At 67.8% G+C, this 24,023-nt stretch carries 21 protein-coding genes and 1 pseudogene; 11 read left to right on the plus strand and 11 right to left on the minus strand.

Annotated features, from left to right (window positions below; translation table 11 throughout):
• Window position 1 precedes the first annotated feature (1 nt).
• From ACWCP6_RS32390 to ACWCP6_RS32400, 3 genes are all read left to right on the plus strand, one after another.
• Complete coding sequence (locus tag ACWCP6_RS32390; RefSeq protein WP_450936180.1) at window positions 2–1,342, plus strand: NAD(P)/FAD-dependent oxidoreductase; 1,341 nt, start codon at window positions 2–4, stop codon at window positions 1,340–1,342.
• 90 nt (window positions 1,343–1,432) lie between these two features.
• A complete protein-coding gene (locus ACWCP6_RS32395; protein WP_450936181.1) occupies window positions 1,433–2,920 on the plus strand; it encodes a cytochrome ubiquinol oxidase subunit I in 1,488 nt (495 codons plus the stop codon).
• Complete coding sequence (locus ACWCP6_RS32400) at window positions 2,920–3,960, plus strand: cytochrome d ubiquinol oxidase subunit II (protein ID WP_450936182.1); 1,041 nt, start codon at window positions 2,920–2,922, stop codon at window positions 3,958–3,960. The genes ACWCP6_RS32395 and ACWCP6_RS32400 overlap by 1 nt, the downstream gene beginning before the upstream one ends.
• 36 nt (window positions 3,961–3,996) lie before the next feature.
• On the opposite strand, the gene ACWCP6_RS32405 is transcribed toward ACWCP6_RS32400, so the two are convergent.
• The 8 genes from ACWCP6_RS32405 to ACWCP6_RS32440 all read right to left on the minus strand — a co-directional run bounded on the left by ACWCP6_RS32405 (window position 3,997) and on the right by ACWCP6_RS32440 (window position 12,558).
• Entirely contained in the window at window positions 3,997–5,577 is a 1,581-nt protein-coding gene (locus ACWCP6_RS32405) for a GMC oxidoreductase (RefSeq protein WP_450936183.1), read from the minus strand.
• A 174-nt stretch (window positions 5,578–5,751) separates the two neighbouring features.
• Complete coding sequence (locus ACWCP6_RS32410) at window positions 5,752–6,237, minus strand: gluconokinase (RefSeq protein WP_450936217.1); 486 nt, start codon at window positions 6,235–6,237, stop codon at window positions 5,752–5,754.
• A gap of 26 nt (window positions 6,238–6,263) precedes the next feature.
• Window positions 6,264–7,208: a cyclase family protein gene (locus ACWCP6_RS32415; RefSeq protein ID WP_450936184.1), complete on the minus strand. Its 945-nt coding sequence runs from the start codon at window positions 7,206–7,208 to the stop codon at window positions 6,264–6,266.
• A 3-nt stretch (window positions 7,209–7,211) separates the two neighbouring features.
• Window positions 7,212–9,032 (minus strand): glycoside hydrolase family 15 protein, encoded by a 1,821-nt coding sequence (locus ACWCP6_RS32420; protein WP_450936185.1) that lies wholly within the window; start codon window positions 9,030–9,032, stop codon window positions 7,212–7,214.
• Between the two features lie 410 nt (window positions 9,033–9,442).
• The gene (locus tag ACWCP6_RS32425; RefSeq protein WP_450936186.1) at window positions 9,443–9,724 is read right to left on the minus strand and encodes a hypothetical protein; all 282 of its coding nucleotides are present in this window, start codon (window positions 9,722–9,724) and stop codon (window positions 9,443–9,445) included.
• 129 nt (window positions 9,725–9,853) lie between these two features.
• Window positions 9,854–10,441: a hypothetical protein gene (locus ACWCP6_RS32430; protein WP_450936187.1), complete on the minus strand. Its 588-nt coding sequence runs from the start codon at window positions 10,439–10,441 to the stop codon at window positions 9,854–9,856.
• A 494-nt stretch (window positions 10,442–10,935) separates the two neighbouring features.
• On the minus strand, window positions 10,936–11,067 hold the full coding sequence (locus tag ACWCP6_RS32435) for a hypothetical protein (RefSeq protein WP_450936188.1): 132 nt from the start codon (window positions 11,065–11,067) through the stop codon (window positions 10,936–10,938).
• Window positions 11,068–11,208: 141 nt separating this feature from the next.
• Complete coding sequence (locus tag ACWCP6_RS32440; RefSeq protein WP_450936189.1) at window positions 11,209–12,558, minus strand: S28 family serine protease; 1,350 nt, start codon at window positions 12,556–12,558, stop codon at window positions 11,209–11,211.
• Between the two features lie 431 nt (window positions 12,559–12,989).
• Here ACWCP6_RS32440 and ACWCP6_RS32445 point away from each other — a divergent pair.
• The 6 genes and pseudogenes from ACWCP6_RS32445 to ACWCP6_RS32470 all read left to right on the plus strand — a co-directional run.
• Window positions 12,990–13,169: pseudogene (locus ACWCP6_RS32445) on the plus strand (DUF4158 domain-containing protein); the annotation flags it as partial.
• Between the two features lie 37 nt (window positions 13,170–13,206).
• Window positions 13,207–14,049 carry a Tn3 family transposase gene (locus ACWCP6_RS32450; RefSeq protein WP_450936190.1) on the plus strand — a complete coding sequence of 281 codons (843 nt, stop codon included), beginning with the start codon at window positions 13,207–13,209 and terminating at the stop codon, window positions 14,047–14,049.
• 87 nt (window positions 14,050–14,136) lie between these two features.
• Window positions 14,137–15,945, plus strand: a complete 1,809-nt coding sequence (locus tag ACWCP6_RS32455) for an ATP-binding protein (RefSeq protein WP_450936191.1) — start codon at window positions 14,137–14,139, stop codon at window positions 15,943–15,945.
• The gene (locus ACWCP6_RS32460) at window positions 15,942–16,607 is read left to right on the plus strand and encodes a LuxR C-terminal-related transcriptional regulator (RefSeq protein ID WP_450936192.1); all 666 of its coding nucleotides are present in this window, start codon (window positions 15,942–15,944) and stop codon (window positions 16,605–16,607) included. The genes ACWCP6_RS32455 and ACWCP6_RS32460 overlap by 4 nt, the downstream gene beginning before the upstream one ends.
• A 130-nt stretch (window positions 16,608–16,737) precedes the next feature.
• A complete protein-coding gene (locus tag ACWCP6_RS32465; RefSeq protein WP_450936193.1) occupies window positions 16,738–16,947 on the plus strand; it encodes a hypothetical protein in 210 nt (69 codons plus the stop codon).
• 505 nt (window positions 16,948–17,452) lie between these two features.
• Complete coding sequence (locus tag ACWCP6_RS32470; protein WP_450936194.1) at window positions 17,453–18,049, plus strand: hypothetical protein; 597 nt, start codon at window positions 17,453–17,455, stop codon at window positions 18,047–18,049.
• Between the two features lie 605 nt (window positions 18,050–18,654).
• On the opposite strand, the gene ACWCP6_RS32475 is transcribed toward ACWCP6_RS32470, so the two are convergent.
• Window positions 18,655–19,350, minus strand: coding sequence for a TetR/AcrR family transcriptional regulator (locus ACWCP6_RS32475; RefSeq protein WP_450936195.1), 696 nt, complete (start codon window positions 19,348–19,350; stop codon window positions 18,655–18,657).
• Between the two features lie 101 nt (window positions 19,351–19,451).
• Between ACWCP6_RS32475 and ACWCP6_RS32480 the strand changes: the two genes are divergently transcribed.
• Complete coding sequence (locus ACWCP6_RS32480; protein WP_450936196.1) at window positions 19,452–20,840, plus strand: serine hydrolase domain-containing protein; 1,389 nt, start codon at window positions 19,452–19,454, stop codon at window positions 20,838–20,840.
• A 406-nt stretch (window positions 20,841–21,246) separates the two neighbouring features.
• Here ACWCP6_RS32480 and ACWCP6_RS32485 read toward each other — a convergent pair whose 3' ends face one another.
• A complete protein-coding gene (locus ACWCP6_RS32485; protein WP_450936197.1) occupies window positions 21,247–22,380 on the minus strand; it encodes a serine hydrolase domain-containing protein in 1,134 nt (377 codons plus the stop codon).
• A 199-nt stretch (window positions 22,381–22,579) separates the two neighbouring features.
• Between ACWCP6_RS32485 and ACWCP6_RS32490 the strand changes: the two genes are divergently transcribed.
• Window positions 22,580–22,867, plus strand: coding sequence for a transposase (locus ACWCP6_RS32490; RefSeq protein WP_450936198.1), 288 nt, complete (start codon window positions 22,580–22,582; stop codon window positions 22,865–22,867).
• A gap of 93 nt (window positions 22,868–22,960) precedes the next feature.
• Here ACWCP6_RS32490 and ACWCP6_RS32495 read toward each other — a convergent pair whose 3' ends face one another.
• Complete coding sequence (locus ACWCP6_RS32495) at window positions 22,961–23,899, minus strand: hypothetical protein (protein WP_450936199.1); 939 nt, start codon at window positions 23,897–23,899, stop codon at window positions 22,961–22,963.
• Window positions 23,900–24,023 lie beyond the last annotated feature (124 nt).

Raw genomic sequence — 24,023 nt, forward strand, 5'->3', positions numbered from 1 at the left:
GATGCAGGATCACATCACGCCCCGCCGGGTGGTGATCCTCGGCGGGGGGTTCGCTGGGCTGTTCGCCGCTCGCGCCCTGCGGAAGTCGCCGGTCGCGGTGACTGTTGTCGACCGCCGCGCCCACCACCTCTTCCAGCCGCTGCTGTACCAGTGCGCCTCCGGGATTCTGTCCGAGGGGCAGATCGCCCAACCGCTCCGCGGGGTCCTGCGGCGCCACCACAACGTGCGCTGCGTGCTCGCCGAGGCCACTGACGTGGACGCCGGTGCCCGGCTGGTTCACGCCCGGCGGCCCGAGGGGGGAGCCGTCGCGCTGCCGTATGACGATCTGATCGTCGCGGTGGGTATGCGACAGTCCTACTTCGGGCACAACGAGTTCGCCGTGCACGCCCCCGGAATGAAAACCCTGGACGACGCGCTGGATATCCGCCGACGGATCTACCGGGCGTTCGAGATGGCCGAAACGGCCGCGGACGACCGGGAACGGCAGCAATGGCTCACCTTCGCCCTCGTCGGTGGTGGGCCGACCGGTGTCGAACTCGCTGGACAGATCCGCGAGATCGCCGGCCACACGCTCGACCGGGAGTTCCAGAAGATTGATTCGGCCAAGGCCCGGGTGCTGCTCTTCGAGGGGTCCGACGCGGTGCTGGGCGCGTTCGGCCCCCCACTGGCCCACCGTGCGGCCCGAACCCTGCAGGGTCTCGGTGTGGAGCTCCACCTGGGCACGATGGTCACCGATATCGACGCGCACGGCCTGACGGTACGAGATCACGACGGTGCGACGACCCGGTTCGACGCACGCACCGTGCTGTGGACGGCGGGTGTCGAGGCGCCGCCCATCGCGGCCGCGCTGGCCCGGGCGACCGGTGCCAAGCAGGACCGGGCCGGACGCATCCTGGTCGAACCCGACCTCACTGTCCACGGCCATCCGGAGATCCGCGTCACGGGCGACGTGATGAGCCTCAACAAGCTGCCGGGCCTGGCGGAGGTCGCCATGCAGTCGGGCGCGTACGCGGGTCGGAGTGTGCGCCACGCCGTCGAAGGCAGGACGAAGGAGCCGAAGCCCTTCAAGTACCTGGATCTCGGCAGCGCTGCCTACATCGCCCGCGGCCGGGCCGTGGTCAAGGTCGGCCCGCTGCATGTGTCGGGCTTCACCGGCTGGCTGGCCTGGCTCTTCATTCACCTGGCCTTCCTCACCGGCTTCCGCAGCAGGCTGGGAGCCGTGCTCAGTTGGTTCGTCGCCTTCGCCACCAGCTCGCGCCGTGAACGCGCCTTCACCATGCCTGACACCGACGCGTCGGCCGCTCGCGCGCCAGAGCCGCAAGCGCCCTCGCCGCCTCCCTGACGACGGCCATCAGCGGCTTTCCCGGCCGCTCCCTCCGCATCCTGTCCCTCCTCAGCCCCGCGCCCCGCAGGGCAGACCATCGAGGCGCACATGCTCAGCACCGTTGCCCTTCTGACGAACAGCACCCCGGCCCAACTCCTGCCGGCCCGAGAGCTGATGGCCTTCACCCTGGCCTCGCACATCCTGCTGGTCCCGTTTGGTGTGGCACTGCCGTTCATCACGCTGCTGATGCACCACCGGGGGCTGCGTCGCAACGATCCTGTCGCCCTGCAACTCGCCCGGCGCTGGTCGGCGGTGATGGCCGTCCAGTTCGCCATCGGCATCATCACCGGCACCGTGCTGTCCTTCGAGTTCGGCCTGCTGTGGCCCGGCATGATGGGCCGCTGGGGCGACGTCTTCGGCCTCGGGTTCGGCGTCGAGGCATGGGCGTTCTTCCTGGAGGCCGTCCTGATCGCCATCTACCTGTACGGGTGGCGCCGGCTCAAGCCCTGGACCCACTTCTGGCTCGCCGTCCCGCTGCCGCTGGCCGCCCTGATGGGGGCGTTCGGCATCATCGCGGCCAACTCCTGGATGAACACCCCCCAGGGATTCAGCCTCGACGCCCAGGGCAAGCCGATCAACGTCAACGTGCAACAGGCGGTCTTCACACCGATGTTCGGTCCGGAGTACTGGCACTTCGTGGTCGCGATGCTCCTGACCGCCGGGTATGTGGTCGCCGGTGTGTACGCGGTCGGTTGGCTGCGCGGGCGCCGTGACCGCTACCACCGCCTCGGCTTCACCGTGCCGTTCACGGTTGCCGCGATCCTCACTCCGATCCAGTTCATGCTCGGCGACTCCGCCGCTCGCGCCGTCTTCCACAAGCAGCCGATCAAGTTCGCCGCCATGGAGATCGTCTGGAAGACCGACACCCACGTGCCCGAGTACATGTTCGGACGGCTGAACAGTGACGGGACAATCTCCGGCGGACTCAAAATTCCCCAGCTGGACTCGATCCTCGCCGGCTTCAAGGCCAGCACCCAGGTGAAAGGGCTGACGTCGACGTCGGCCGCCGACCGCCCCACCGTTGTCGAGGCCACCATCGCCCACTGGGCCTTCGACATCATGGCCACCGTCGGCAGCGTGCTGATCCTGCTGGCGCTCTGGTACGCCTGGTCTTGGTGGAGACATCGGGACAACCCGCGCAGTCGCTGGTTCTACCGCTGCGCCGCGCTCGCCGGAGTCGCGTGCCTGGTCACCGTGGAGTGCGGCTGGATCACCACGGAGGTCGGCCGTCAGCCCTGGATCGTCTACAACCACATGAGGGTCTCGGAGGCGGTGACCGGTACTCGCGCCGGATCGCTGTGGGCGATGCTCGGCATCGTCATGGTCGTGTACGTGGCCGTCTTCGGCTCATTCCTCGCGGTTGTCCTGAAGATGCGTACCCGCTGGCGCATCGCCGACGAGGGCTCGGCCGCCGCGCGCGCCGAACTACCGCCGGAGACCGACACCCCGTACGGGCCCAGAAGCGAGCCCGAGCCCACAACCGCCGGGGCCGCGCCCGGTGGCGGGTCCGGCAACACCTCCGGCGGTGCGTCGTAATGGCCGAATTCATCGCATGGGTGCTGGTGATCGCGATCGCCGCCTACGCCTGCGCCGGAGGCACCGACTATGGCGCGGGCTTCTGGGACCTGCTGGCCGGCGGCGCGGAGCGCGGCAAGAGGCCCCGCTGGCTCATCGACCACGCCATGGCACCGGTCTGGGAGGCCAACAACGTCTGGTTGATCTTCGTTCTGGTCATCATGTGGACCGGCTTCCCGACGATGTTCCAGGCCGTGTTCTCCGCGATGTGGCTGCCGCTCGCCCTCGCCGCCGTCGGCCTGGTGCTCCGCGGCGCGGGGTTCGCCCTGCGCAAGCCGACCCGCCGCCTGGCCCGACAACGGGTCTACGGCGCGGTGTTCGCCGTCTCGTCGCTGCTCACGCCGTTCTTCCTCGGGGCGGTGCTCGGCGGCATCGCCTCCGGCCGGGTCAAGGTCGGTACGACCGCCTCCGCGGACGCATGGGCCAATGGAACCTCCGTCCTCACGGGTCTGCTGGCCATCGCGGCCACCGCGTTTCTCGGGGCGGTGTTCCTCTGCTCCGATGCCCTGCGGTTCGGCGCGCCCGATCTCGTCGACTACTTCCGCCTGCGGGCGCTGATCGCCTTCGGCGCCGTCGTGGTCCTCGCGCTCATCGGCCTGCCCGTCACCCACAACGACGCCCGGTACGTCTGGGAGGGCCTCACCGGGGGCTGGGGGCTGGTGCTGATCATTCTGGCCGCGGTCTGCGGTCTGGCCACGGTGCTGCTTCTGCTGCGCCGGTCCCACGGCTGGTCCCGCTACACCTCGGTGGCGAGCGTCGCCCTGGTCGTCGGCGCCTGGGGCTTCGCGCAGCGGCCCTACCTGCTGCCCACCTCGCTGACGGTGGCCGAGGCGGCCGGGGCCACGCACACCCTGCGCTGGCTGATGATCGTCACGGCCATCGCGATCGTGCTGGTCGGTCCTGCGCTGGTCATGCTCTACCGGCTCGACACGATGGGTGAGCTGGAGGAGCTCACCGACGCCGACACCCGGGCCGCCAGAGCACCCGGCGACAACCTGTAGCTGCATTCGGCCGGTTCGCAGAGCGACGGGCCCCCGTCAGCTCAGCCGGGCGGCGATGTGGTCACCCACCCGCAGGGCGTTGGCGATGGCGGTCAGGGACGGGTTCACCGCGCCGATGCTGGGGAAGAAGCTGGTGTCCACGATGTAGAGATTGTCGAGGTCGTGGGCCTTGCAGTTGACGTCGAGGGCCGAACTCCGCGGGTCGTCGCCGAACCGCACGGTGCCGGCCTGGTGCGCGGTGGCGCCGATCGGCATGCCCTTGTGCAGGTAGATGCTGTGATCCAGCAGGTGGTGCTCGTGCATGCCCAGGTGTCCGAGCATTCCCCGCAGCTTGTGCTGGAGGCGCTTCAACCCGGCGATGTTGTTCTTCTCGTCGAGAGCCAGGTGGATGGCGTCGTCCTTGTCGAGGGTGACCCGGCTCTCGGGCAGCGGAAGGTCTTCCCCGCACAGCCAGAAGTCGACGGCGTGGTGGGCGAGTACCTCGAAGGGCATGTCGGGCATGACGGCACCGGCCCAGCGCGGCGCCTCGCCGTGGATCTGGTCGGCGTCCGACTTGCCGAGCATCTGGATGCCGCCGAGCGGATAATCCCAGTCGTCCGCGCCCAGATACCAGTCGTTCAGCGCCAGGGTCTTCTGGAATCTGGTGAGGTTCGGTTCCTTCGACACTGCCATGAGCGCGAGGTTGTTGTGCCGCATGTAGTGGCGTCCCACCACGTCCGAGCTGTTGGCCAGGCCACCGGGGTGCTTATCGTTGGCCGAACGCAGCAGCAGAACGGCGGAGTTGACCGCACCGGCCGCGACCACCACGATGTCGGCGCTGAATTCCTCCGTCGTTCCGTTCTTGAGCTCGGCGACGACCTTGGTGACGGTGTGTCCGGTCGGGTCGGTCTCCAGGCGGCGCACGTTGGCGTTGGTCACCAACGTGACGTTGTCGTACTTCAGCGCCGGGTCGACGCAGATCACCTGCGCGTCGGACTTCGCGCCCATCAGGCAGGGGAAGCCGTCGACGCGGTCGCAGCGGATGCAGACGCTGTCATGGGTGGCCCGGCCGTTCTCGTCCTGGGTGAGGTTCACGCCGATGGGCAGGTGGAAGGGGTGCAGGCCGGCCTTGCCCAGATCGTCGCTGAGCTGCTGGATGCGCGCCTCGTGCTCGACCGGCGGGTAGGCGTACTGCGCGCTGGTCGGCCCTTCGGTGGGGTCCTCGCCGTGCCGGCCGTGCACCAGGTAGAGGTGCTCAGCCTGGGTGTAGTACGGCTCCAGGTCCTCGTAGCGGATCGGCCAGGCCGGTGAGATGCCGTCGTGGTGGCGCAGTTCGCCGAAGTCCTCGGGCCGGAGCCGGAAGAGCGCGGCACCGTAGAACTTGGTGTTGCCCCCGACATAGTAATTGACCTCCGGGGGGAACTGGTTGCCGTGCTTGTCGTACCAGAACTCGGGGGCACGGTACTTGCCCTTGACGAAGACGGCCGTGGAGTCCCAGTTGTCCCGCTCCCGTGGCAGGTAGTCGCCGCGCTCCAGGATCAGGACCCGCTTGCCGGTGGGGGCCAGCCGATGGGCGAGCGTGCCGCCGCCCGCTCCCGTACCGATGATGATGACGTCGTAGTGCTGATCGTCGGCCATGAGAGGGTCCCGTTCTAGGAGTCGTCGGCTGTCCTGGCCGTAGCGCCCGTCCGGGGGCCTGTGGGCTGTGTTGGTCCGGACGAACACTCGCGCAATCGGGATATTTGGCACCAAATCCCAAACTATCGGGTGGGTCAGGCGGCGGCGACCCGACGGAGTCGAACAGGCGTGCACTCACTTCACTGACCGGACGGCGCGCACCGCCTGGTCGACAATCGTCTGCGGGTCGGCCACCGCGGCGACGGTCAGGCCGGGCTCGTCAGGCCGCAGCGGTTCGAGGGTGGCGTACTGGGAGTCCACCAGCCGGGCGGGCATGAAATGGCCCACGCGTCCGGTGACCCGCCGGTCGGCGGTCGTTCGGTCGAGCGCCAGATACAGGAACCACACGCCTGCACCTGCCCTGCGGAAGATGTTCCGGTACGCGTGCTTGAGGGCCGAGCACGCCACCACCCCGCCCCGGCCGGCGTCGGTCGTCTCGCGGATCCATTCGGCGATGGACAGCAGCCACGGCCGGCGATCCTCGTCGTCGAGTGGCCGACCCGCGGCCATCTTGGCGCGGTTCGCGGCCGGGTGGACGTCGTCCGCCTCCAGGAAGGGCACCCCGAGGCGCTGCGCGAGCAGCAGTCCCACGGTGGACTTGCCGGAACCCGAGACACCCATGACCACCACGACCGTGGGCACCCGGGTCACAGGACGGCTACCGGGTTGACCGGCGAGCCGGTGGCGTCCGGCAGCCTCAGCGGGGCGATCACGCAGAGGAAAGACCAGCGTCCCTCCGCCGCGCAGACCGGTGCCAGGTCCTCGAACTGCAGGTAGTCCAGCAGGTGAAGGCCCATGGCGTGGACCGCCAGCACATGCACAGGGAAGTCGACGCCCTCGGTGGAACTCGGGGCTGTGTCGTTGTTCCCGTCGCCGCCGAGCACGGCGACCCGCCGGTCCGCCAGGAACTCCAGCGCGCACGGATGGAGCCCCGCGCGCGCGTCCGCCGCGTGCCACGCGCCCAGTTCGGCGCGGCGTCGGCGGTGGCCGACCCGGACGAACAGGAGGTCGCCCTCGGTCACGCGGACACGCTGGGCCGTCTCGGCCGCGGTGAGGTCGTCGGCGCTCACGTGATCACCCGGTTCGAGCCAGGGCACGCCGCGCAGCCGGGGGATGTCCAGCAGCACGCCGCGTCCCACGATCCCGTCGCGCGCCGCCTCGATGGAGAGCGCGGTGGCCCCGCCTGCCGTGACGCTGCTCGCGGACACGCCGCCGTGCAGTGTGCCGTCGTAGATCACGTGGCAGAGGGCGTCGATGTGGCTGTCGGCGTCGCCGTGCACGTTCATCGCGAAGCTGTCCCTCGCGAAGTGGAGCCCGCCCGAGGCGTCTTCCGCCGGCTGCCCGCTCATCCGATGCCTCGCGGGCTCCGGATTGTCCGGGCAGGGCAGCGTCTCCACCGGCGCGGCGAGCGTCACCGTCCGGCCGGTCCGCACCTCCCGGGTGGCGGCCACCACCCGGTCAGGAGTGAGCGCGTCCAGAGCGCCCCGGTCCCCCGAAGCCCAGGCTGCGCGCGAAAGCAGGCGCCGGTACAGCACGGCGAACTCGTCCTTGGTCAGCCGTGGCGGTCCTGCGGGACGGGCATGGGTGACCATGGGTCAGCGCCCTTGCTCCGCGTCGAGCGCCCGGTCGAGGGTGGTGGCCGCCATGATGAGCGACAGATGGGTGAACGCCTGGGGGAAGTTGCCCAGTTGCTCCCCGGTCGGGCCGACCTCCTCGGCGAAGAGCCCGACGTGGTTGGCGTAGGTCTGCATCTTCTCGAAGGTGTAGCGGGCCTGAGGCAGTCGCCCCGCCCTGGCCAACGCGTCGACGTAGAGGAAGGTGCACAGACTGAAGGTGCCCTCCGAGCCGCGGAGCCCGTCCGGTGATGCCGCCGGGTCGTAGCGGTAGACGAGGCTGTCGGAGACGAGCTTGCGGTCCATGGCGTCGAGGGTGGAGAGCCAGGCCGGATCCTTCGGAGCGATGAAGCCGACCCTCGGCATGAGCAGGAGGGATGCGTCCAGGACGTCGCCGCCGTAGTGCTGGACGAAGGCGCGCTCCTTCTCGCTCCAGCCTCGTTCCGTGATCTGCTCGAATACGGCGTCTCTCGCCGTGCGCCATCGTTCCATGTCGGCGGGCCAGCGGAACGACTCGGCCAGGCGCATCCCGTGGTCGAAGGCAACCCACGACATCACCCGGCTGTAGGTGAAGTCCTGGCGGCCGCCGCGGGTCTCCCAGATGCCCTCGTCCGGCCGGTCCCAGGCGTCGGCGAACCAGTCCAGTGCCCTGGCAACCGCATGCCAACCCGCGGAACTGGCCTGCTGCGCGATTTCCGCCCCCTGGGACACCGCGTATATGGCCTCGCCGTAGATGTCCAGCTGGAGCTGGTCGGCGGCGCCGTTGCCGATGCGGACGGGCGCGGAGCCGCGATAGCCCTCGAAGTGATCGAGTGTCTCCTCCGGGAGGTCGGGACTGCCGTCGACCCGGTACATCGTCTGGAGCGGCTCCTCCTCCTTGTCCTCGCGCTCCCGCAGCCTGTCCACCACCCAGTGGACGAAGGCGGTGGCCTCCTCGACGAAGCCGAGGTCAAGCATGGCCCGCACGGACAGCGAGCCGTCGCGTACCCAGGTGAACCGGTAGTCCCAGTTCCGCTCCCCGCCGACCTGCTCGGGCAGGCCCATGGTGGCAGCCGCGATGAGGGCTCCGGTGGGGGCGTAGGTGAGGAGCTTGAGGGTGATGACGGAACGGTGCACCAGCTCGGGCCAGCGGCCCCGGTACTGGGACTGGCGCAGCCAGTACTGCCAGAAGAGGTTGGTGTCATCGACCTGTGCGGTGAGTCCGTCGACCGTGAGGGGTGCGGGTGCCTCGCCGCCGGGTGCGCAGACGGTGAACACGGCGCCGCCCGACTCGCCGGCGCTCAGGGTCACCTTGCCGCGTACGTCTTGACCGTCCCGCTCCAGTGGGAAGGTGGTCTGCAGGTGCGCGTCCATCCCCGGGGACCGGAATACGCCGGTGTTCTCGCCGAGCTCCAGCTGGTGCTCGGCCCGGCCGTAGTCGAAGCGCGGCCGGCACTCGAGCGTGAAGTCGACGGCCCCTCGCACGGCACGCACGAGGCGCATCAGGGTGTGACGGTCCGTGGCGGTGCGGGTCCGGTCCGGGGGCATGAAGTCGACCACCTCACCCACCCCGTCCGGTGACATGAACCGGGTCACCAGAATGGCCGTGTCGGGGTAGTAGAGCTGCTTGCAGGTCGAGTCGGGATGCTCGGGGGCCAGCCGCAGGTACCCGCCGCCGTCGTGGTCGAGCAGAGCGGCGAAGACGCTGGGCGAGTCGAACCGGGGAGCGGCGAACCAGTCCACGACACCCTGCGACGAGACGAGGGCGGCGGTCTGTAGGTCGCCCACCAGGCCGTGTTCGGCGATGGGTGGGTAGCGGTCCATGACTGCTCCGAAATCGCGGAAAGAGCCCCCCACGTCCACTATCGGCCACTCGGGTGGTCCTTGCGCGCCGGAAGCGGCTGTCCACCGCTCGCCCACGGCAGCCGGTGGCGACAGTCCGCGGGCCGGCACCAGCACTCTGTCGGCGCAACGGTGATCTGCCGCAGGCCCGCCACAGCCGTGATCGTTGGCTGGGCGACCGAAGCGACCGTGGGGCTGGAGTCGGGCATCGCACCCCGCTTGCCGAGCCACCCGTCGGGCGTTACTGGCTGGAGTCGGTCGGCCACAGGAGGAGAGCCCGGCGGGCTCGGGCACCCTGAGGCCTCGGCGGGTCCGTCGGCCGACAAAGGCCTCGTCCTTCAAACCGCGCAGGTTCCAATCCACAGGCGGTCGTGGACATCAGCGCCTACCACTCATGAGGGCAGTCTTGGCCGGTATGGACGGACGCTGTCTGCGGTGGCGTGGATGCGGTACCTCACGCTGGGATGCACCTGGTCTCCCTGGAGGATGGGGCGCTCACGCCAGCCTCCCAGGAGCCGCCAGGGTTTCTCGTTGGTGTGGAGCGTGCCGAGGGCGCGGTCGTCCGGGAGCTTCTCACCGTGTCCGACCTTGAGTAGCCGCCGATAGGCCTTCGGGTCGACCCGTAGCCCGACAACCAGCTCGTCCAGGTCGACCGCTGGATCGAGCAGGAGCAACGCAAGCAGAGTGAAGGCCACTGACAACGCACGAACTCCGCCGCTACGCGGCTCCACGCCGAGGATGAGCCAACCCCTACCTGAAGTGAGGGGCCTGCACTCAAGAGATCCGGTCGGCTTGTCGCACCGTCAGGTTGCGAACCGGCGGCCCGTGATGACGGCGGCAGCGACCATCAGGCAATAGCCGGTCAGCTGTCCCACCGCGCAGACGACGACCGCATACGTGTAGGAGGACTTGGCGCCCAGCAACGGGCCCCCGATCCCGTCGGGGGAGTAGACCATGGTGACGGGCGTTCCATCAGGGTACGGGCAGGCGCCACCAGAGGGCAGTGGATCGACACTGCCATCGGGGTCCTGGACGTAGCACTGCACGTACGTGCCGTGGCCGCCCTTCTGCCGGTCCTGGTAGTCGATGAAGCCCACACCCTCCTTGCCGAAGGCAACCAGACTGGCGGGTGATGTGTACACGGCGCCTACGGCGAGCGCGATCGACGCCAGCGTGTAGCAGACCTTGATCCGCTTGGGCACCGCGTTCTGGCGCAGGATCAGGCGCCGGACGATCAGGTGGTAGCTCAGGGTGAGAGCGAGGGCTCCGAGGACCCCGCCCAGGCCGGCGTCGAGGGCGCCCAGCAACGAGGTGGTCAGGGCGGCCAGTAGCAAGACCAGGAGCCACCCGATGATCAGGCGGCTCCGGGTCGGCACAGGCAGGTCACTCACCGCGCCGGGATCCGCCGTCGCCACTCTCGCCCGCCCCTCGTACATACACGTGATCGGCGACGACTCTAGCCCGCCGTCACGAGAGCCTCATCCCGTGGGCCTTGGTCTTCGGAACGTGACCCACCGGCTCCCGCAAGCTGATCGTCGACGACAGCGACGTGCTCACCGCGGCCGGCACCGCGGCCGGGATCCATCTGTGCCTGCACATCGTGCGGACCGACCACGGCAACGAAGCGCAACGAGACAAGGCTCCGCGCTCCGCGAGTCCTTCGGAGATGCGGCAAAGGAGCTCCACCTCTTCAACGACGGACTCCGTCTCCAGTTCACGCTCGCCCAGCCAGGCAAGCTGATCCTGGGTGTCGGCTGCGAGGAGGGCCCTCCATCGCAGCGTCCAGGTGTGCAGGTTCGCGTCGCCGAGATGGTTCGTACATGCAGGATCGCACCAGGCACTCACCGAAATTCGACTGGCCTCGATGGGGTCGACCTCGGTCCGCCTACAGCTCGGAAATCCTGGTTGATCGCATCTGCAGTTCGGAGCGGAGAAGTTCGAGGAGACGGCCGGTGCAGTTGCGGCCTCGGCTGGCGTCGTCACCCCAGAAGGTCGAGTGCACGTCGTCATAGATCACGGTGGCGTCGTCGGGTGCCAGCAAAATCTCGGCTGGCTCGCATAGGGAGCTGGGCGGGGCCGTGTTGCTCGATGTCTTCGAGTACGGCGGCTCCGAGCCGGACCCGCACAGGCATCGCCGCCGCACACGGTCCCCGCGGCCTCAGCGGAGAGACGGGCTCCCCGCCCAGCGGGTGAGCATGCCGACGGCCTCCGCACGGTCGGCGGGGGACAGCTCGGCGATCGCGGTGCTGTGGTTGGCGTCGGGGGCCCACAGAATGCGGGAGTCGCGCGTGCCGGGTCGGAAGGGCTCGGCGACGGAGGGGTCCTGGGCGCCGTTGACGAAGAGCAGACGGCTGCCGTGACGCCTGACCCAGCGGTCGATGTCCGGCATGGCGTCGCGATCGAAGCGCATCGCGATGTCGCGCGGGACGAACGTACGGGGCTCGACGGCGTTCGGATACCGCAGGAGGTCGGACAGATGGCGGGTGGGGAAGGCGAGGTACCCGAGCTGGGTGCCGAGTTGGTAGAAGTACGGGACGTAGTGCTGCACGGCCGCGTCGGCGTAGAGGGGCAGGCCCGTGATGTCGTCCAGCCACGCGTACAGTTCGTCGGTGTCGGCGTCCGGGCCGGGGATGGAGGCGCGGTCCGCGGCGGTGTTGCGCTGCCAGAACATGAACGGGGCGCGCAGGACGGCGATTTCGAGGGCCTTGTCGGCGCTGCCGACGATGCGGAACGCGGTGTTTCCGGCGGCGGCCCAGGCCTCGTAGCGGGCGACGAGTTCGGTGCGGCGCTGCAGGGCCTGCCGCTGTACGGTCCGCAGAGCCTCGCGGCAGTCTGCGGTGCCCACGCTCTCCAGGAACCGCAGGTACGCAGTGTTGTCACGGTCGTCGACGTTGTTCGGGGCGGAGTAGGCCACCGTGCCGTCCACGTCATGGGGGTGGAAGCGGCGGTGGTAGACGCTCGTCATACCGCCCTTGCTGCTACCGGTGGAGATCCACGCGCCGCGGTAGAGCCGGCGGAAGAGGCGAACGACACGGTGGTGGTCGTCGGCGGCCTGGCGGATGGTCAGCAGTGAGTGGTCGGCCTTCGCCGGGCGCGAGGTGCCGAAGAATCGGTGCTCGACCTGGAGCTGGTTGCCGCCCAGCAGCACGGTCGGTTCGGCCCGCCGGGGCGTGAGGAGCGCCTCGTAGCCCGTGCTGAACAGGACGGTGGGGCGGTCGACGGAGGTGTGCAGCAGGGTCAGGCGCTGCTCGAAGGTCCCGGCAGCGGGATTCGTGTGGTCGGCCGGTTGGCGCAGGCCGAGGACGAAGAAGCGGTACCCGGGCTCGGCGCCCTGGCGTTCCTCGATCACCCGGAGCCCCGGCAGGCGCCGCAGTGCTGTCAGGATGTCGTCGTCGCCGAGACATGTCCGGTGCCCCACCGCGGCAGTCGCGGGTGCGGCCGCCGTGACGGCGAGGCCCGCCGTCATCGCCGCCGAGGTCAGCAGACGCCTTCTCGTCCACTCATGCATCGTGATTCCTCCTGAGCCACGGCCGCCGCGCCCGCACCGGACCCGGAGCGGCGCAGCGGTCACTTCACTGACTTGCTGACCGTTCCAGTACAGCCCCCGGGCGCCGCAGCAAGATCCCGCGCCCGGGGGGACTGCCTCCCCCGGAAGGGGGAGACAGTCCCCCCCCCGCGATCACCTCTCCGGACAGAACTCAGGAGGCAGTTCAGGCCCGCGCGACGGAGTCTTCGCAACTGGAACCGAAACCGGATTGCGGTCCCTGCTTTTCCATCCTGCTCCGTCGTGACGTTGGAGATCCGGCGTTGGGGTACAACGGACCCGATAGCACTAAGCACTTGATCTTGGCCTTCTAGCACAGCGGTCCGCACTTCGTGGGTGTTCGTCAAAAGGACGCATGAGCGGTTCGGCCTGTGGCTACCGTCCGCCGCGTGCCGGTGGAGTTTCTGACTGATGAGCAGGCGGCGGCGTACGGCCGGCTGGAGGAGCCGACGCGGCCGGAGCTGGAGCTGTTCTTCTACTTCGATGACGTCGACCGGGAGCTGATCCGTAAGCGTCGCGGGGATCACCACCGGCTGGGCTTCGCGCTTCAGATGCGTACGGACCGGTACCTGGCACTGTTCCTTGAGGGCGCTGGAGGACGTGCCGTGGCCGGTGATCGAGTTCCTGGCGGAGCACCTGAACATGGAGGACACCTCGTGTGTGAAGTGGTACACCGAGCGGCAGATGACGGCGTACGAGCATTACGTAGCGGGATCCCGGCCCCGCTTCCGCGACCTGGCCGACCAACGGTTCTGGCGGGCGGATGTGCCGGGTGTGGCCACCGGCGGCTACGGGCCGCTGGAGCTCATGGCCCGGAACCGGGTCAACATGAACAAGGTGGTCACGCATTGGCCGGACATGCTGCGGGTGGCCAGCTCGCTGGTCACCGGGCAGGTCCGTGCCTACGACCGGCTGCGGAGATTCGGCCGAGGGGAGGCCGACGCCGCTGGGGCTGGCGTTCGCCGAGTACGGGCGGATCGCCATACCCTGCATCTGCTGTGCGTGGTCAACTCGGTCGACGACAGCTACCGGCGACAGATGAACGGGCAGCTCACCGTCCAGGAGTCCCGGCACAAGCCTGCCGGAGAGATCTGTCACGGCAAGCGCGGGCAGATCATGCAGGCGTACCGCGAAGGCCAGGAGGACCAGCTCGGCGCGCTCGGCCTGGTCCTGAACGCCGCCGTGCTGTGGACGACCCGCTATCTGGACGCCGCCGTCGAGCAGCTGAGGGCGCTGCCCGCCGACCAGCGCGAGCACGGCGTCCTGGACGAGGACGTGGGCCGGCTCTCTCCGCTCAGGCATGCGAACCTCAACGGCCTGGCCGCGACAGCTTCCTGTCCTCAACCCCGTCCGGCGAAAACTTGCGACCGCCGCGCGACCCGGACGCGGCCGAACCTGACGAGGATGAAGGCGCTGAGACATGAGCTGGGTGGAACCGGGGAACATCGGCCCTGAGACGCGGTGGAGGTGAAGCCACCCGCTCGCCCTGTCCGCAGGGGGAACCCCTCAGAGCCGAGGACAAGAGCGGGGGATACCTGCCTGGTGCCGGAATCGCTGAATGCCGAGCATGGAGGAATGCCGGACACCGATCGCCCGAGCCTTACCGGTAACAGGGATGAGATGGCCGGTGACTCAGCCGCACTCAGCCCCTCTCGAGCAGCGGCTGTCATCGCGGTAGCGCTGGCCTGCGGGGCCTTTGCGACGTATGCCGCTTCACTGTCCATAGGAAGAGCCCCGTGGCCATGGTGGATGCAAATTTCCATCCAAAGCGCGGGCATCGCTGCGCTGGCAGCCGGGCTCGTCATGCTCGTGTGGCGCCCTCGCCTGAGCCGTACCGGAACTCTGCTGGTTGCATACGGATTGACCTGGTATATCGGTGATCTGCAATTCAGTGAAAACCGCTTATTATATGCCATCGGCTTCTGCCTCTTCTTCTTCAATGCTGCGCTGATGGCTCACATTGTCTTGAGCTTTCCTTCCGGCCGGCTGCGGGATCCCATCACATCCACGGTTGTCATGAGCCTTTATGGTGTCATTCTGATCACTCAGACCGCTCGATATTTCGTGGAAGAGTCGCCTCCACCGCAGGTCTGGGGCGACCCGCAAGCGGGTACTTACTCGCCGTGGGCCACCGCCGGAACAGTAGCTGGGATGGTCCTCTGTGCCGCCGTTTTAGCGCTACTGATACGCCGCTGGCGTTCCGAGAGACCGCCGACGCGCAGGAGCGTTGCTCCGGTTTGGGTCTCCGCCGCTCTGGCGGCTTCGATTGTGAGCGGCTTCCTGGTTGTCGCCCTGACGCACGCATCGGCCAGACTGAACCAAATCCTGCTTTTCGGCTATGCCACGGCCGTATTGCTTGTTCCTATCGCCAGTCAGGTTGGTGCCCTGCGGGAATGGGTTGGCCGGGCCAGCGCTTTCGAGCGGCTTGCTGATTTCGAGCAGGCGGCCAGTGAGGGCTATCGGGAGCTCCTCGCCAAATGGCTCGGGGACCCGGAAATCAAGATTTACCCATGGCTTCCCAACGAGGGGCGATACGCCACTCCGGTCGGAGAGACTGTCAAATTCCCGACAGATCCGAGTCGCACAAAGACCTACCTAAAATGGCACGGTCAGCCGCTTGGCGTACTTATTCACGATGCATCTCTCACTGGCGCTCGGCAGCTGCGGTCAGTAGCAACCGTCACGAGAATCATCCTGGAGAAGGAAGCTCTTCAAGCAGAGTCAGCTCAAGCCAGCATGATGCTGTTCGACTCAGAGATACAGCAGCGCAAGGAACTTCAAAGTGCGCTTCATGACGGCGGACAGGAAGGAATCATGGGTATTCGTTTCCTTCTCAATGAGCTCAAGAGCGAACCGGGAGCGCGGGGAAGCGCGAGGGCGGTCGAGTTGATACAGAAGGCGCTGTATGGGCTCGGCGAATTGCAAGATCAGATCAGGAACGTGTCATTCCTGCTCTTCCCGCCGTCGCTCGAGAAATATGGCCTACAAGCCGGAGTCGAATCGCTCTATAACCGACTGGGGCTCCCTATAGAGCATGTGATCATTCCCGAAACTCGCTGGCCGGAGCGTCTAGAGCACGCCGCTTACAGGGTCATCAGCGAGGCAGTGCGCAATGCCGTAACCCATGCGGATGCCACCAGTATCCGTGTCGCCGTCACTCTGCAACACGACCGTCTCGTCGTGCAGATTGATGACGACGGTGCGGGAGGCGCCGAGTTGTCCGATTCCTCCGGAGTCGGACTTCATCGAGCGGCCCAGCTCGTGACGGGGGTACTCAGGGGGACCTTCAGCATGCACAGCCCAGTTGGCGAAGGTACACATGTGAGGGTGGAACTTCCATGCACATCATGATCTCCGACGACGGACTCTTCTACCACGACCTTCTCGTGCCTGAATTGCAAAGGCGGGGGCATCAAGTTACTCAGGCCAAGTCCATTGCGGAGACGAAAAGGAAACTTAAGGAAGAGTCACGTCCCGACGTGATCCTGCTGGACGTCGATTTCTCGCGTTCTGGTGAAGGAGCGTTCGCAGGGCTGGGGGCTGCCAACCATATCCGAAAGAACTTCCCCACCATCGCCTTGCTCGTCTGGTCGCAGCACAATGAACTGCGCATCGCGCGAGAAGTCATGACCATCGGACAGAAGGGCGGCCGTGTCGGGTACATCCTCAAAGACAAGCTGGACAATGTCTCTGAATTGCTCGCCTACGCACATACCGTGCAAGGTGGAGGCATCTGCATCGACGCGGAACTACACGGGTTTACCGGCCGGGGCGGGATGCTGACTGCGATGCAACGAAAGGTCGTCGAGTTAATCGCGCGAGGTCTCGCGAACAAAGCAATCGGCGGTCAACTTAACATGTCCAATGGGACGGTAGAGAGGCATATCGGCGCCATCAGGAGGGCTTATGAGATTCCCTCACCCGAGGATGCCCCAGAGGTCAACATCCGCGTCCTGATCGTGCTCGCATACCTCAACGACATCACACGCCACAACGATCACGATGAGTCCTGAAACAGGGGGATCCCCCTTCTCGGATCGCCATTCATCAGGGTTCCCTCAATACCCCTGCGAAAGCCCCTTGAGTGACCATTGAATCAGCCCGCTTTCATCGTGCAGGGCTAGAAGGGGAGGATGAGCACGCATGGCAGAGAGCCACGAAGACAAGACCGAACGGTACGTCAAGAGGGCCGCCGCAGGCGTGGCGGCCGGCGGCGCCGGACTGCTGGTGAGGCGCGGCATGACCTTCTTGGGCTTCGCTGCCGGCGGACCCGCGGGAGCGCTGGTCGGCGCTGCCGTCGGCTCTGTCGTAGCCGCCTGGGCGGCCGAGGCGCTGGAAGAAATCGACCTGTAAGCGGCGTCTATCCGACGCCGTCAACTCGACAGAAGAGCTCCATGGCATTCGAGGAGAACAGATGACCGACCCTGTGCAGCCGATTACCCCGGTAATCCCGATCCCTCCGTACCAGCCACCGCCGGAGCCGGCCCCCCAGTTGCCGCAGCCGGAGCCGCCCGCTCCGCCGCAGCCGGAGCCGATGACATTCCCTGACGTCTTCGAGCACTGACGCCCGGGCCACAAGACCCGGTCATCACAACCCAATGAGCGACGGGGCTGCAGCCGATGTGCTGCAGCCCCGTCGGCCGTTTTCAACGATCGCTGGCAGTTCCGTTGACGTCGCCCGACGCGACGGCGGCCGTAGCCGGGCTACCGACGAAATGCGGCTTGTGAGGTGACGGAATGATGGTCGCGGGGTGAGGAGGTGCGAGCACATCCCGCCCCTGATTCCCTCACCGATGCCGGGGCTGGTGTCAGAGCGTGGTGACACAGTATGGGGACTGATCGACAGGAGGGGGAGGCGATGGGTGACTTCTTTGAGCGGATCGTCGACGTCGAGGTGACCGGCGAGGAGGCGGGGCCGCTTGCGGAGTGGATGGTCGCCTGGATGGTCACTGAGGGCCTGATCACGCGTGAGGTGTCCAGGGACGGGGTGTACAGCCTGACCGTCGAGGAGGGCTATGTGCCAGGTCCCGAGTGGGCGCGGGCCGTTGCCGACTCATCCGATCCGGACTGGCTGCCGGGTCCGGTGGCCGTCGTCGTCGGGCGCGACTACCACGTGGGCGGTCAGGGGGCGGACGATGCGGAGTACGCCGTCTGCCCGCGATGCGAAACCAAGACCGTGATCATCAACTATCCCGAGGAGTTCGAGGCGGACGAGGAGGTCTGGCAGCCGTTCAAGGACGGCATCGCCGCCTGGAAGGAGACGGGTGAGGGGAGTGCCACCTGCTCCGCCTGCGGTGCCTCGGTCTCGGTCACGGAGTGGCAATGGGAGTCCAATTTCGCGGTGGGTGCCCTCGCCTTCGAGTTGTGGGGCTGGCCGCCACTCTCCGCCGGCTTCTGCGCGACGTTCAGCCAGCAGCTGGGGCATCGCACTGTGGAGCACATGGGCAAGTTCTGAGGGGAAGGAACCTTCACGCCTCAACGCGGCAAATGCACGCAAGGCGAGCCAGGTTTTCGCAGGTCAAGGAACCGTCGGTAGCCGGTTCTACCGTCTGCGCGGGGCGGCCTGTTTGAGGATCTTCTGGCGCGTCCACCGCCGGGGCTTGCCCTTCTCTGAGAGCGCATCGGTGGTTGGCTCTTCCGCGGCGGTCAGTGCGGCCGCCCGATCAGCGCCTGGGCCATGGGAGAGCGGCTCGGCAAACTCGGCATCCGGCTCGCGGACGCCCGCTCAACCGCGTTGTTCTAGCTCGCCACCGAGTTGCCCGCCGTGGTCTTCGGCCGCACCCTCGGCATCGACATCAGCGTCGCCGTCACATGGCAGCGAGCCGCCGCCGGAGACTGGGGCGCCAACGCCGCCACCACAACCTCGGCGACCGCCATGAGGAGGCCCGCGCCAACGGTTGGCTCGGCGAAGTCCAAGGCCTCCGGATCAACCTTGAAGCCGCATGCAACAAACTTGCCTCCCTCGACCGACTCACCCGCAACCGCACCCCGGTCACCCTGGGCATGCCGATCATCCCCGGAGAAGCGCGATGAGTCCTTTGCCCCAGTGCCGGGCGCGGGTCACTGTCGCCGACTGCCGCCTTCGGCAGCGAGGCGGGCCTCGAAGCCGTCGAGGAGGGACTGAAGGCCGAACGCGAAGGTGCTGTCGGGCGCTGCGGCGTACTCTACGGCGGCCGTGGTGTCGAGGCGTTCGCGCAGACGCGGGAATTGCATGGCGGTCTCGGTGGCGCGTGTCATGGCGTCGGCCATCAGTTGCTCGGCGTCTGCGCCGTTCTTGCTCAGCCGGCGGTTCAGCGAGACCTGTGCGGCAGGTCCGAGCGCGCTGCCGAGCACGAAGGTGAACACGGCGGCGGCGGCCCGGTCCGCGCCGTCGGCGGCGAAGCCCGCCTTTTCGTAAATGGCCAGGCTGAGGTCGTTGTACCGGGCCTGGCCGGGTCCGTGCAGGAGGTGGCTGCCGAACGCCTGGACGAGCCAGGGATGCCGGGTGAGCATCGCGTGCATGCCGCTGGCATGGGCGGTGGCGGCCGTGCGCCAGTCGGTGGTGCCGAGATCGGGCGGCTCGACCTCGTGCCAGATCGCGTCGCTGGCGAGTCGGACCAGGTCGTCCTTGGTCTTGATATGCCAGTAGATGGCCGTGGCAGCCGAGCCGAGCCGTTTCGCCAGGCTCCGCATATTGAGGCCGTCCAGTCCATCGTTGTCGAGCAGCTCGATGGCCGCACGGACGATCAGGTCTGCGGTCAGGGTGTCTCGCGGCATGGCCACCACCTTACTTGAACTTAGTTCATGAAGTCTTGCACTTTGTTCAAGTCGCCCCTACGCTGCCTCTCGTACTTAGTTCAAGTGCCGAAGGGGGAGCAATGCTGCAGGACAAGCTGTCGGAATTCGTCAAGGCGCAGGCCACGGAGCTCGGCGTTCCTGGTGTCGCCGTCGGGGTTCTCATGGACGGCCAGGAGATCCACGCCTCGCACGGCGTGACGAGCCTCAGCAACCCGCTGCCGGTCGACGAGAAGACGCTGTTCCCTCTGGCATCGGTATCCAAGACCTTCACGGCGACCGCGCTGATGCGCCTGGTCGCCGAGGGGAAGGTGGAACTGGACACCCCGGTACGGCGCTACGTGCCCGAACTGAAGCTCGTCGACGAGCAGGCCGCGGCGCAGATCACCGTCCTGAACCTGCTCAACCACACCGCGGGCCTGGACTGGAACCTGATCGACGACGGCGAGGGTGACCGCTCCCTGGCCGGGCTCGTGGCCAAGCTCCCCCAACTGCCCCTGATCGCACCGCCTGGGGCCCGCGCCTCGTACAGCCAGGCCGGTTACAACCTGGCCGGGCGGATCATCGAGAAGGTCACGGCCTTGCCCTTCGAGCAGGCCATGGCCTCGCTCGTCCTGGAGCCCGTGGGTCTTGCGGACACCGTGTACGGCCTGTCCGAAGTGATGGTCCGCAAGTTCGCCGTGGGCTACAACCGCGGCGACGACGGCGAACTGCGCCCCGCCCGGCCCTGGGCAGCCTTCAAGGAGGGCGCGCGCCGCGACAACCCCGGCGGCGGCCTCGCCTCCTCGGTGAGCGATCTGCTGCGCTGGGCACGGTTCCAACTCGGCGACGGCGAGGGCGTGCTGCCCGCCGCGGAGCTGCACCGCATGCGGGAGCAGACGGTCGGGCTGCGCGCCAGCACGCTCGGCGACGGCTTTGGCATCTGCTGGTTCCTGCACGACCTGGACGGCCTGCACGGGATCGGCCACGGCGGCTCGGGTAATGGGCAGTTCGCCGAGCTGCTCATCGTGCCCGAGCGCAACTTCGCGGTGGTCTCCCTGGCCAACGTCGGCCCGGACGGCTACCCCTTCAACCAGTCCGTCGTGCGGTGGACGCTCGAGCACTACCTCGGCGTTATAGAGAAGTCGGCTGAGCCGGTCCCGTACGACGAGGGACGAGCCCGGCAGGTCGTCGGCCGCTATGAGATCGACGCCATGAATCTCGACATCGCCACCGACGGCACCCGTCTGACCCTGGCGGTCGGGATCAAGCCCGAGATCCGTGAGGCATCGGACGAGGAAATGCCCCCGGACTACCCAGCCGCAGACATCGGCTTCCTCCCCGGCGACAGCGAAGGCGACGGCGACGAGTACATCGTCACCGAAGGCGGCCTGGAAGGGCAGCGCGGCTACTTCTCCCGCGACGCCAACGGCGTGGTCACAGGCGTCGACCTCGCCGGCCGGCTCTTCAACCGGGTCGCGGAAGCATCCTGATCCAACGCCGACAGGGGCGGACCCGAGCGGCCCCCGCCGGACACTCTGAACCGGCGCCAGTCGGCTCACAGGAACGACTCGTCTCCGGGTGGGGCAGCAGCCGAATGCGGCGTGGAACATCCGTAGCCGAGCAACTTGTCGGACGGGCAGTGGGCGTTGGTCGAGCCGATGATCACGGCGTGGCAGCGGGAGCGAGTGAGGCGGTCGACGGTTCGGGCTACGTCCTCGTCATGCAGACCATTGTCACCTTCGAGGGCACCCTGAACTCCTAGCGGACAAGGATCGTCACCGGCGTCCTGCTCCTGGTCTTCGTGCTGCTCCAGGGGGCTGACGGTGCGGCGGGCTACATAGACGTGCCTGAACGGGTGGGGCGCGGTCCGGTTCTCCGGGCCGCGCCCCACTTTCGTCATCCGTGCGCCCGGACCACCGACCACAGCAGGCGCATGTTCTCCGGGGCCGCGCCGCCCGGGAAGGCGTACCGGCGGCGGGTGTAGGCGTAGGAGTAGCCCTGCCGGGGGTCGGCGAGGGCGAGGGAGCCCGCGGCGCCGCTGTGGCCGAAGGCGCTGGCACCGATGGAGGGGAAGTGAGGGCCGTAGGTGTGAAAGCCCAGGCCGAACGCCTGTGGCTGACCACTCACCAGGTCCTTGCCCTCGGAGTGGATCCGGGCGAACTCGGCTGCCGTGTCCGGCTTCAGGAGCGGACTCCGGCCGTCCAGGCCGAACGCGGCCGCCGCATACATGCCGGCCAGGCCCCGCGCGGAGCCGATGCCGCCCGCCGACGCCTGGCCGTTCGCGCGGACGGTGCGGGAGTTCGGGAAGTCGTAGAGCTCGCCGTTGTCCGGCGCGTGCTCGTTGAAGGCGATGCCGCCCAGGCTGTGCGGGCTATGCGCGGCGGCCTCGATCTCGGCCGCTTGCTCCGGCGTCGGCAGCATCGGGAGGGTGGTGAGGAAGCGCGGCTCCTCGGACTCCGGGAGGCTCAGCCACAGGTCGAGGTCGTACGGGGCGCGGATCCGCTCCTCGTACCACTCCTGCAGGGTGCGCCCGGTGGCCCGGAATACCACCTCGCCGATCAGCGCGCCGATCACGAACGCGTGGTAGCCGAAGAACCGCCCCGGCTGCCAGAACGGGCGCTGCCCGGCCAGGCGGGCCGCGATCGACCGGTCGTCGGCCAGCTCCTCCGGGGTGAAGCCGGCATCCAGGCCGATCACCCCGGCCCGGTGCGCGAGCAGTTCGCGCAGGGTGATCCCACCCTTGCCCTCGGCGGCGAAGTCCGGCCAGTACGAGGCCACGGTGCGGTCCAGGTCCAGGACGCCGTCCTGGACCAGGAGCGCGGCCACCAGGTACGCCGCGCCCTTGGTGGAGGAGAAGACACCGAGCAGCGACTCCCCGGTCACCCCGTCCGACCACAGGTCCACCACCCGCTCGCCGCCCTTGTGCACCACCAGCTGCGCCCCCGGCGCGTGCTCCTCGCCCGCGACGAAGGCGGCGAACTCCTCCCGCACACCCTCGAAACCGGCGGCCACAGTGCCGTGGACTGTCATACACCCTCCCGAACTGCCGTATCGATCTTGCGCTTCTGGCAACCCGTAGGCCCCGGGCCGCTATTCCCCGGCAACCCTCCGCGGACGGCGACCACAAGGAGGCGTACCCCCCCAGGCCGCCCGCGCACACGCCAGTGCCGGCACGGCCCCGTCCGCACCAGCAGAGAGCCCGAGCCCGCGCTGGATCGCCGCATGGGTCATGCGAAGCCGCGATCGCCTCAGCGTCGAAGAGATCGAGCAACTCGACCAGGTTCGCCTCGCCTGCCCGGACAACGCGCGAGCCCACGACCTCGCCCGAGCCTTCACGGACCCGGCCCGCAACCGCCGAGGCCAGCTGCTGGCCGCCTGGATCCGCCAGGCCGAACGGTCCGGCCTCGCCCCGATCTCGAGGTCCGCTGTGTTCCTCCGTCAGGACCTCGACGCCGTCACCGCCGGACTGACGTATGAATGGAGCTCAGGCAAGGTCGAAGGCCACGTCAACGCGTAAAAACGATCAAGAGGGCGATGTGTGGCCGTGCCTCCTTCCGGAGGGATCCTTCTGCGCATCCGCGTGCTCACTTGCTCGTGACCTGGCGAGGACTCAGGGGGCGGTCGGGTTCGGAAGGTGGGATCGGGCAATCTTCGGGGTGGGCAGCCGCCAGTCGAACGGGAAGAGCTCCGTCTCCCAGGAAGAGGTTGAAGCCAATGCAGCCGCGTTCGAGGGGGTGCGTAGCAGGCAGCGATTGCGCACGAGTTGACGACGCTCTGTGGGCGTCAGTAGTGCGCTGAGGGGATCGAGGTCCCCATATGCGTCGATGTCCTCGTCACCGCCCGCGTTGATGTGCTCGCCTGCCTGTGTGCGGTAGTCCAGGCGGAAGTCCGTGCGCCACTGCGAGTTGTGGCCCCAACCGAGTGACAGGTCGACCGTCGGCCGGTAGCGGCGCACGAAGCTCCAGTAGAGCGGGGAGCGGTCGGCCACGCCGCGCTCGGCGTGGTGAGCCCCGGCTCGGATCCGCACTCCCGCGCGGCTGAACAGCAGCTGCCCCAGCCACAGCCCCGGCCAGACGACTTCCGTGATGCGGATGGGCTCCTCCGGGTCCTCGGCCTGCTCGACCTGCACGATCTCGTGGAGGAACGGGTCGAACGTGCTCGTCTCCTCGAAAGGCACCAAGCCCAGGCAGGTGAACAGCCGCAGGTAGTCCTCCATCTCGACAGCCGGCCATTGATCGAGCGGGTGAAGCCTGTGGGCCCAAGGCGCATCATCTGTTGTCTCGCCGGGTGGCTGGAAGGCCAGCAGCAACACCTCGCTGACCCGGCTCAGGGCATACAATTCCCAGCTGAGGTCGTGGCCCACGGTGGCAGGCTGATCAAAGGTCTCACGGCACAGCCGATCCGCGGCTCCCGCCAGCTGGGCGCGATAGCCGTCCCCGGCCCGACTGAGCCAGGGAGTCACCACAGCACCGTACGCATCAGAGCCCGCATGGTCGCGCAAGTCCCCGAAGAGCTCGCGGGCATGAACCGACTGCTGTCCCTGATCCATGCGCGCAGAATATCGACACCACCACTCCATGATCGACTGCTTTCTCCGGGCGATCACGCAAGCGCGGTCAGAGCCAAGACCAAAGAGCGTCAACTTCGCACAGCGACCGACGGGCGCGGCGTGC

This window comes from Streptomyces sp. NPDC002004 (genome assembly GCF_053593975.1).

What these genes read in the sequence shown, in the direction of transcription:
- ACWCP6_RS32390 (WP_450936180.1), top strand. Translation starts at nt 2, where the DNA reads ATGCAGGATCACATCACGCCCCGCCGGGTGGTGATCCTCGGCGGGGGG.
- ACWCP6_RS32415 (WP_450936184.1), bottom strand. Translation starts at nt 7,208, where the DNA reads ATGGTCACCCATGCCCGTCCCGCAGGACCGCCACGGCTGACCAAGGAC.
- ACWCP6_RS32480 (WP_450936196.1), top strand. Translation starts at nt 19,452, where the DNA reads ATGCTGCAGGACAAGCTGTCGGAATTCGTCAAGGCGCAGGCCACGGAG.
- ACWCP6_RS32410 (WP_450936217.1), bottom strand. Translation starts at nt 6,237, where the DNA reads ATGGGTGTCTCGGGTTCCGGCAAGTCCACCGTGGGACTGCTGCTCGCG.
- ACWCP6_RS32485 (WP_450936197.1), bottom strand. Translation starts at nt 22,380, where the DNA reads ATGACAGTCCACGGCACTGTGGCCGCCGGTTTCGAGGGTGTGCGGGAG.
- ACWCP6_RS32405 (WP_450936183.1), bottom strand. Translation starts at nt 5,577, where the DNA reads ATGGCCGACGATCAGCACTACGACGTCATCATCATCGGTACGGGAGCG.
- ACWCP6_RS32420 (WP_450936185.1), bottom strand. Translation starts at nt 9,032, where the DNA reads ATGGACCGCTACCCACCCATCGCCGAACACGGCCTGGTGGGCGACCTA.
- ACWCP6_RS32475 (WP_450936195.1), bottom strand. Translation starts at nt 19,350, where the DNA reads ATGCCGCGAGACACCCTGACCGCAGACCTGATCGTCCGTGCGGCCATC.
- ACWCP6_RS32495 (WP_450936199.1), bottom strand. Translation starts at nt 23,899, where the DNA reads ATGGATCAGGGACAGCAGTCGGTTCATGCCCGCGAGCTCTTCGGGGAC.
- ACWCP6_RS32460 (WP_450936192.1), top strand. Translation starts at nt 15,942, where the DNA reads ATGATCTCCGACGACGGACTCTTCTACCACGACCTTCTCGTGCCTGAA.
- ACWCP6_RS32395 (WP_450936181.1), top strand. Translation starts at nt 1,433, where the DNA reads ATGCTCAGCACCGTTGCCCTTCTGACGAACAGCACCCCGGCCCAACTC.
- ACWCP6_RS32440 (WP_450936189.1), bottom strand. Translation starts at nt 12,558, where the DNA reads ATGCATGAGTGGACGAGAAGGCGTCTGCTGACCTCGGCGGCGATGACG.
- ACWCP6_RS32470 (WP_450936194.1), top strand. Translation starts at nt 17,453, where the DNA reads ATGGGTGACTTCTTTGAGCGGATCGTCGACGTCGAGGTGACCGGCGAG.
- ACWCP6_RS32465 (WP_450936193.1), top strand. Translation starts at nt 16,738, where the DNA reads ATGGCAGAGAGCCACGAAGACAAGACCGAACGGTACGTCAAGAGGGCC.
- ACWCP6_RS32490 (WP_450936198.1), top strand. Translation starts at nt 22,580, where the DNA reads ATGCGAAGCCGCGATCGCCTCAGCGTCGAAGAGATCGAGCAACTCGAC.
- ACWCP6_RS32400 (WP_450936182.1), top strand. Translation starts at nt 2,920, where the DNA reads ATGGCCGAATTCATCGCATGGGTGCTGGTGATCGCGATCGCCGCCTAC.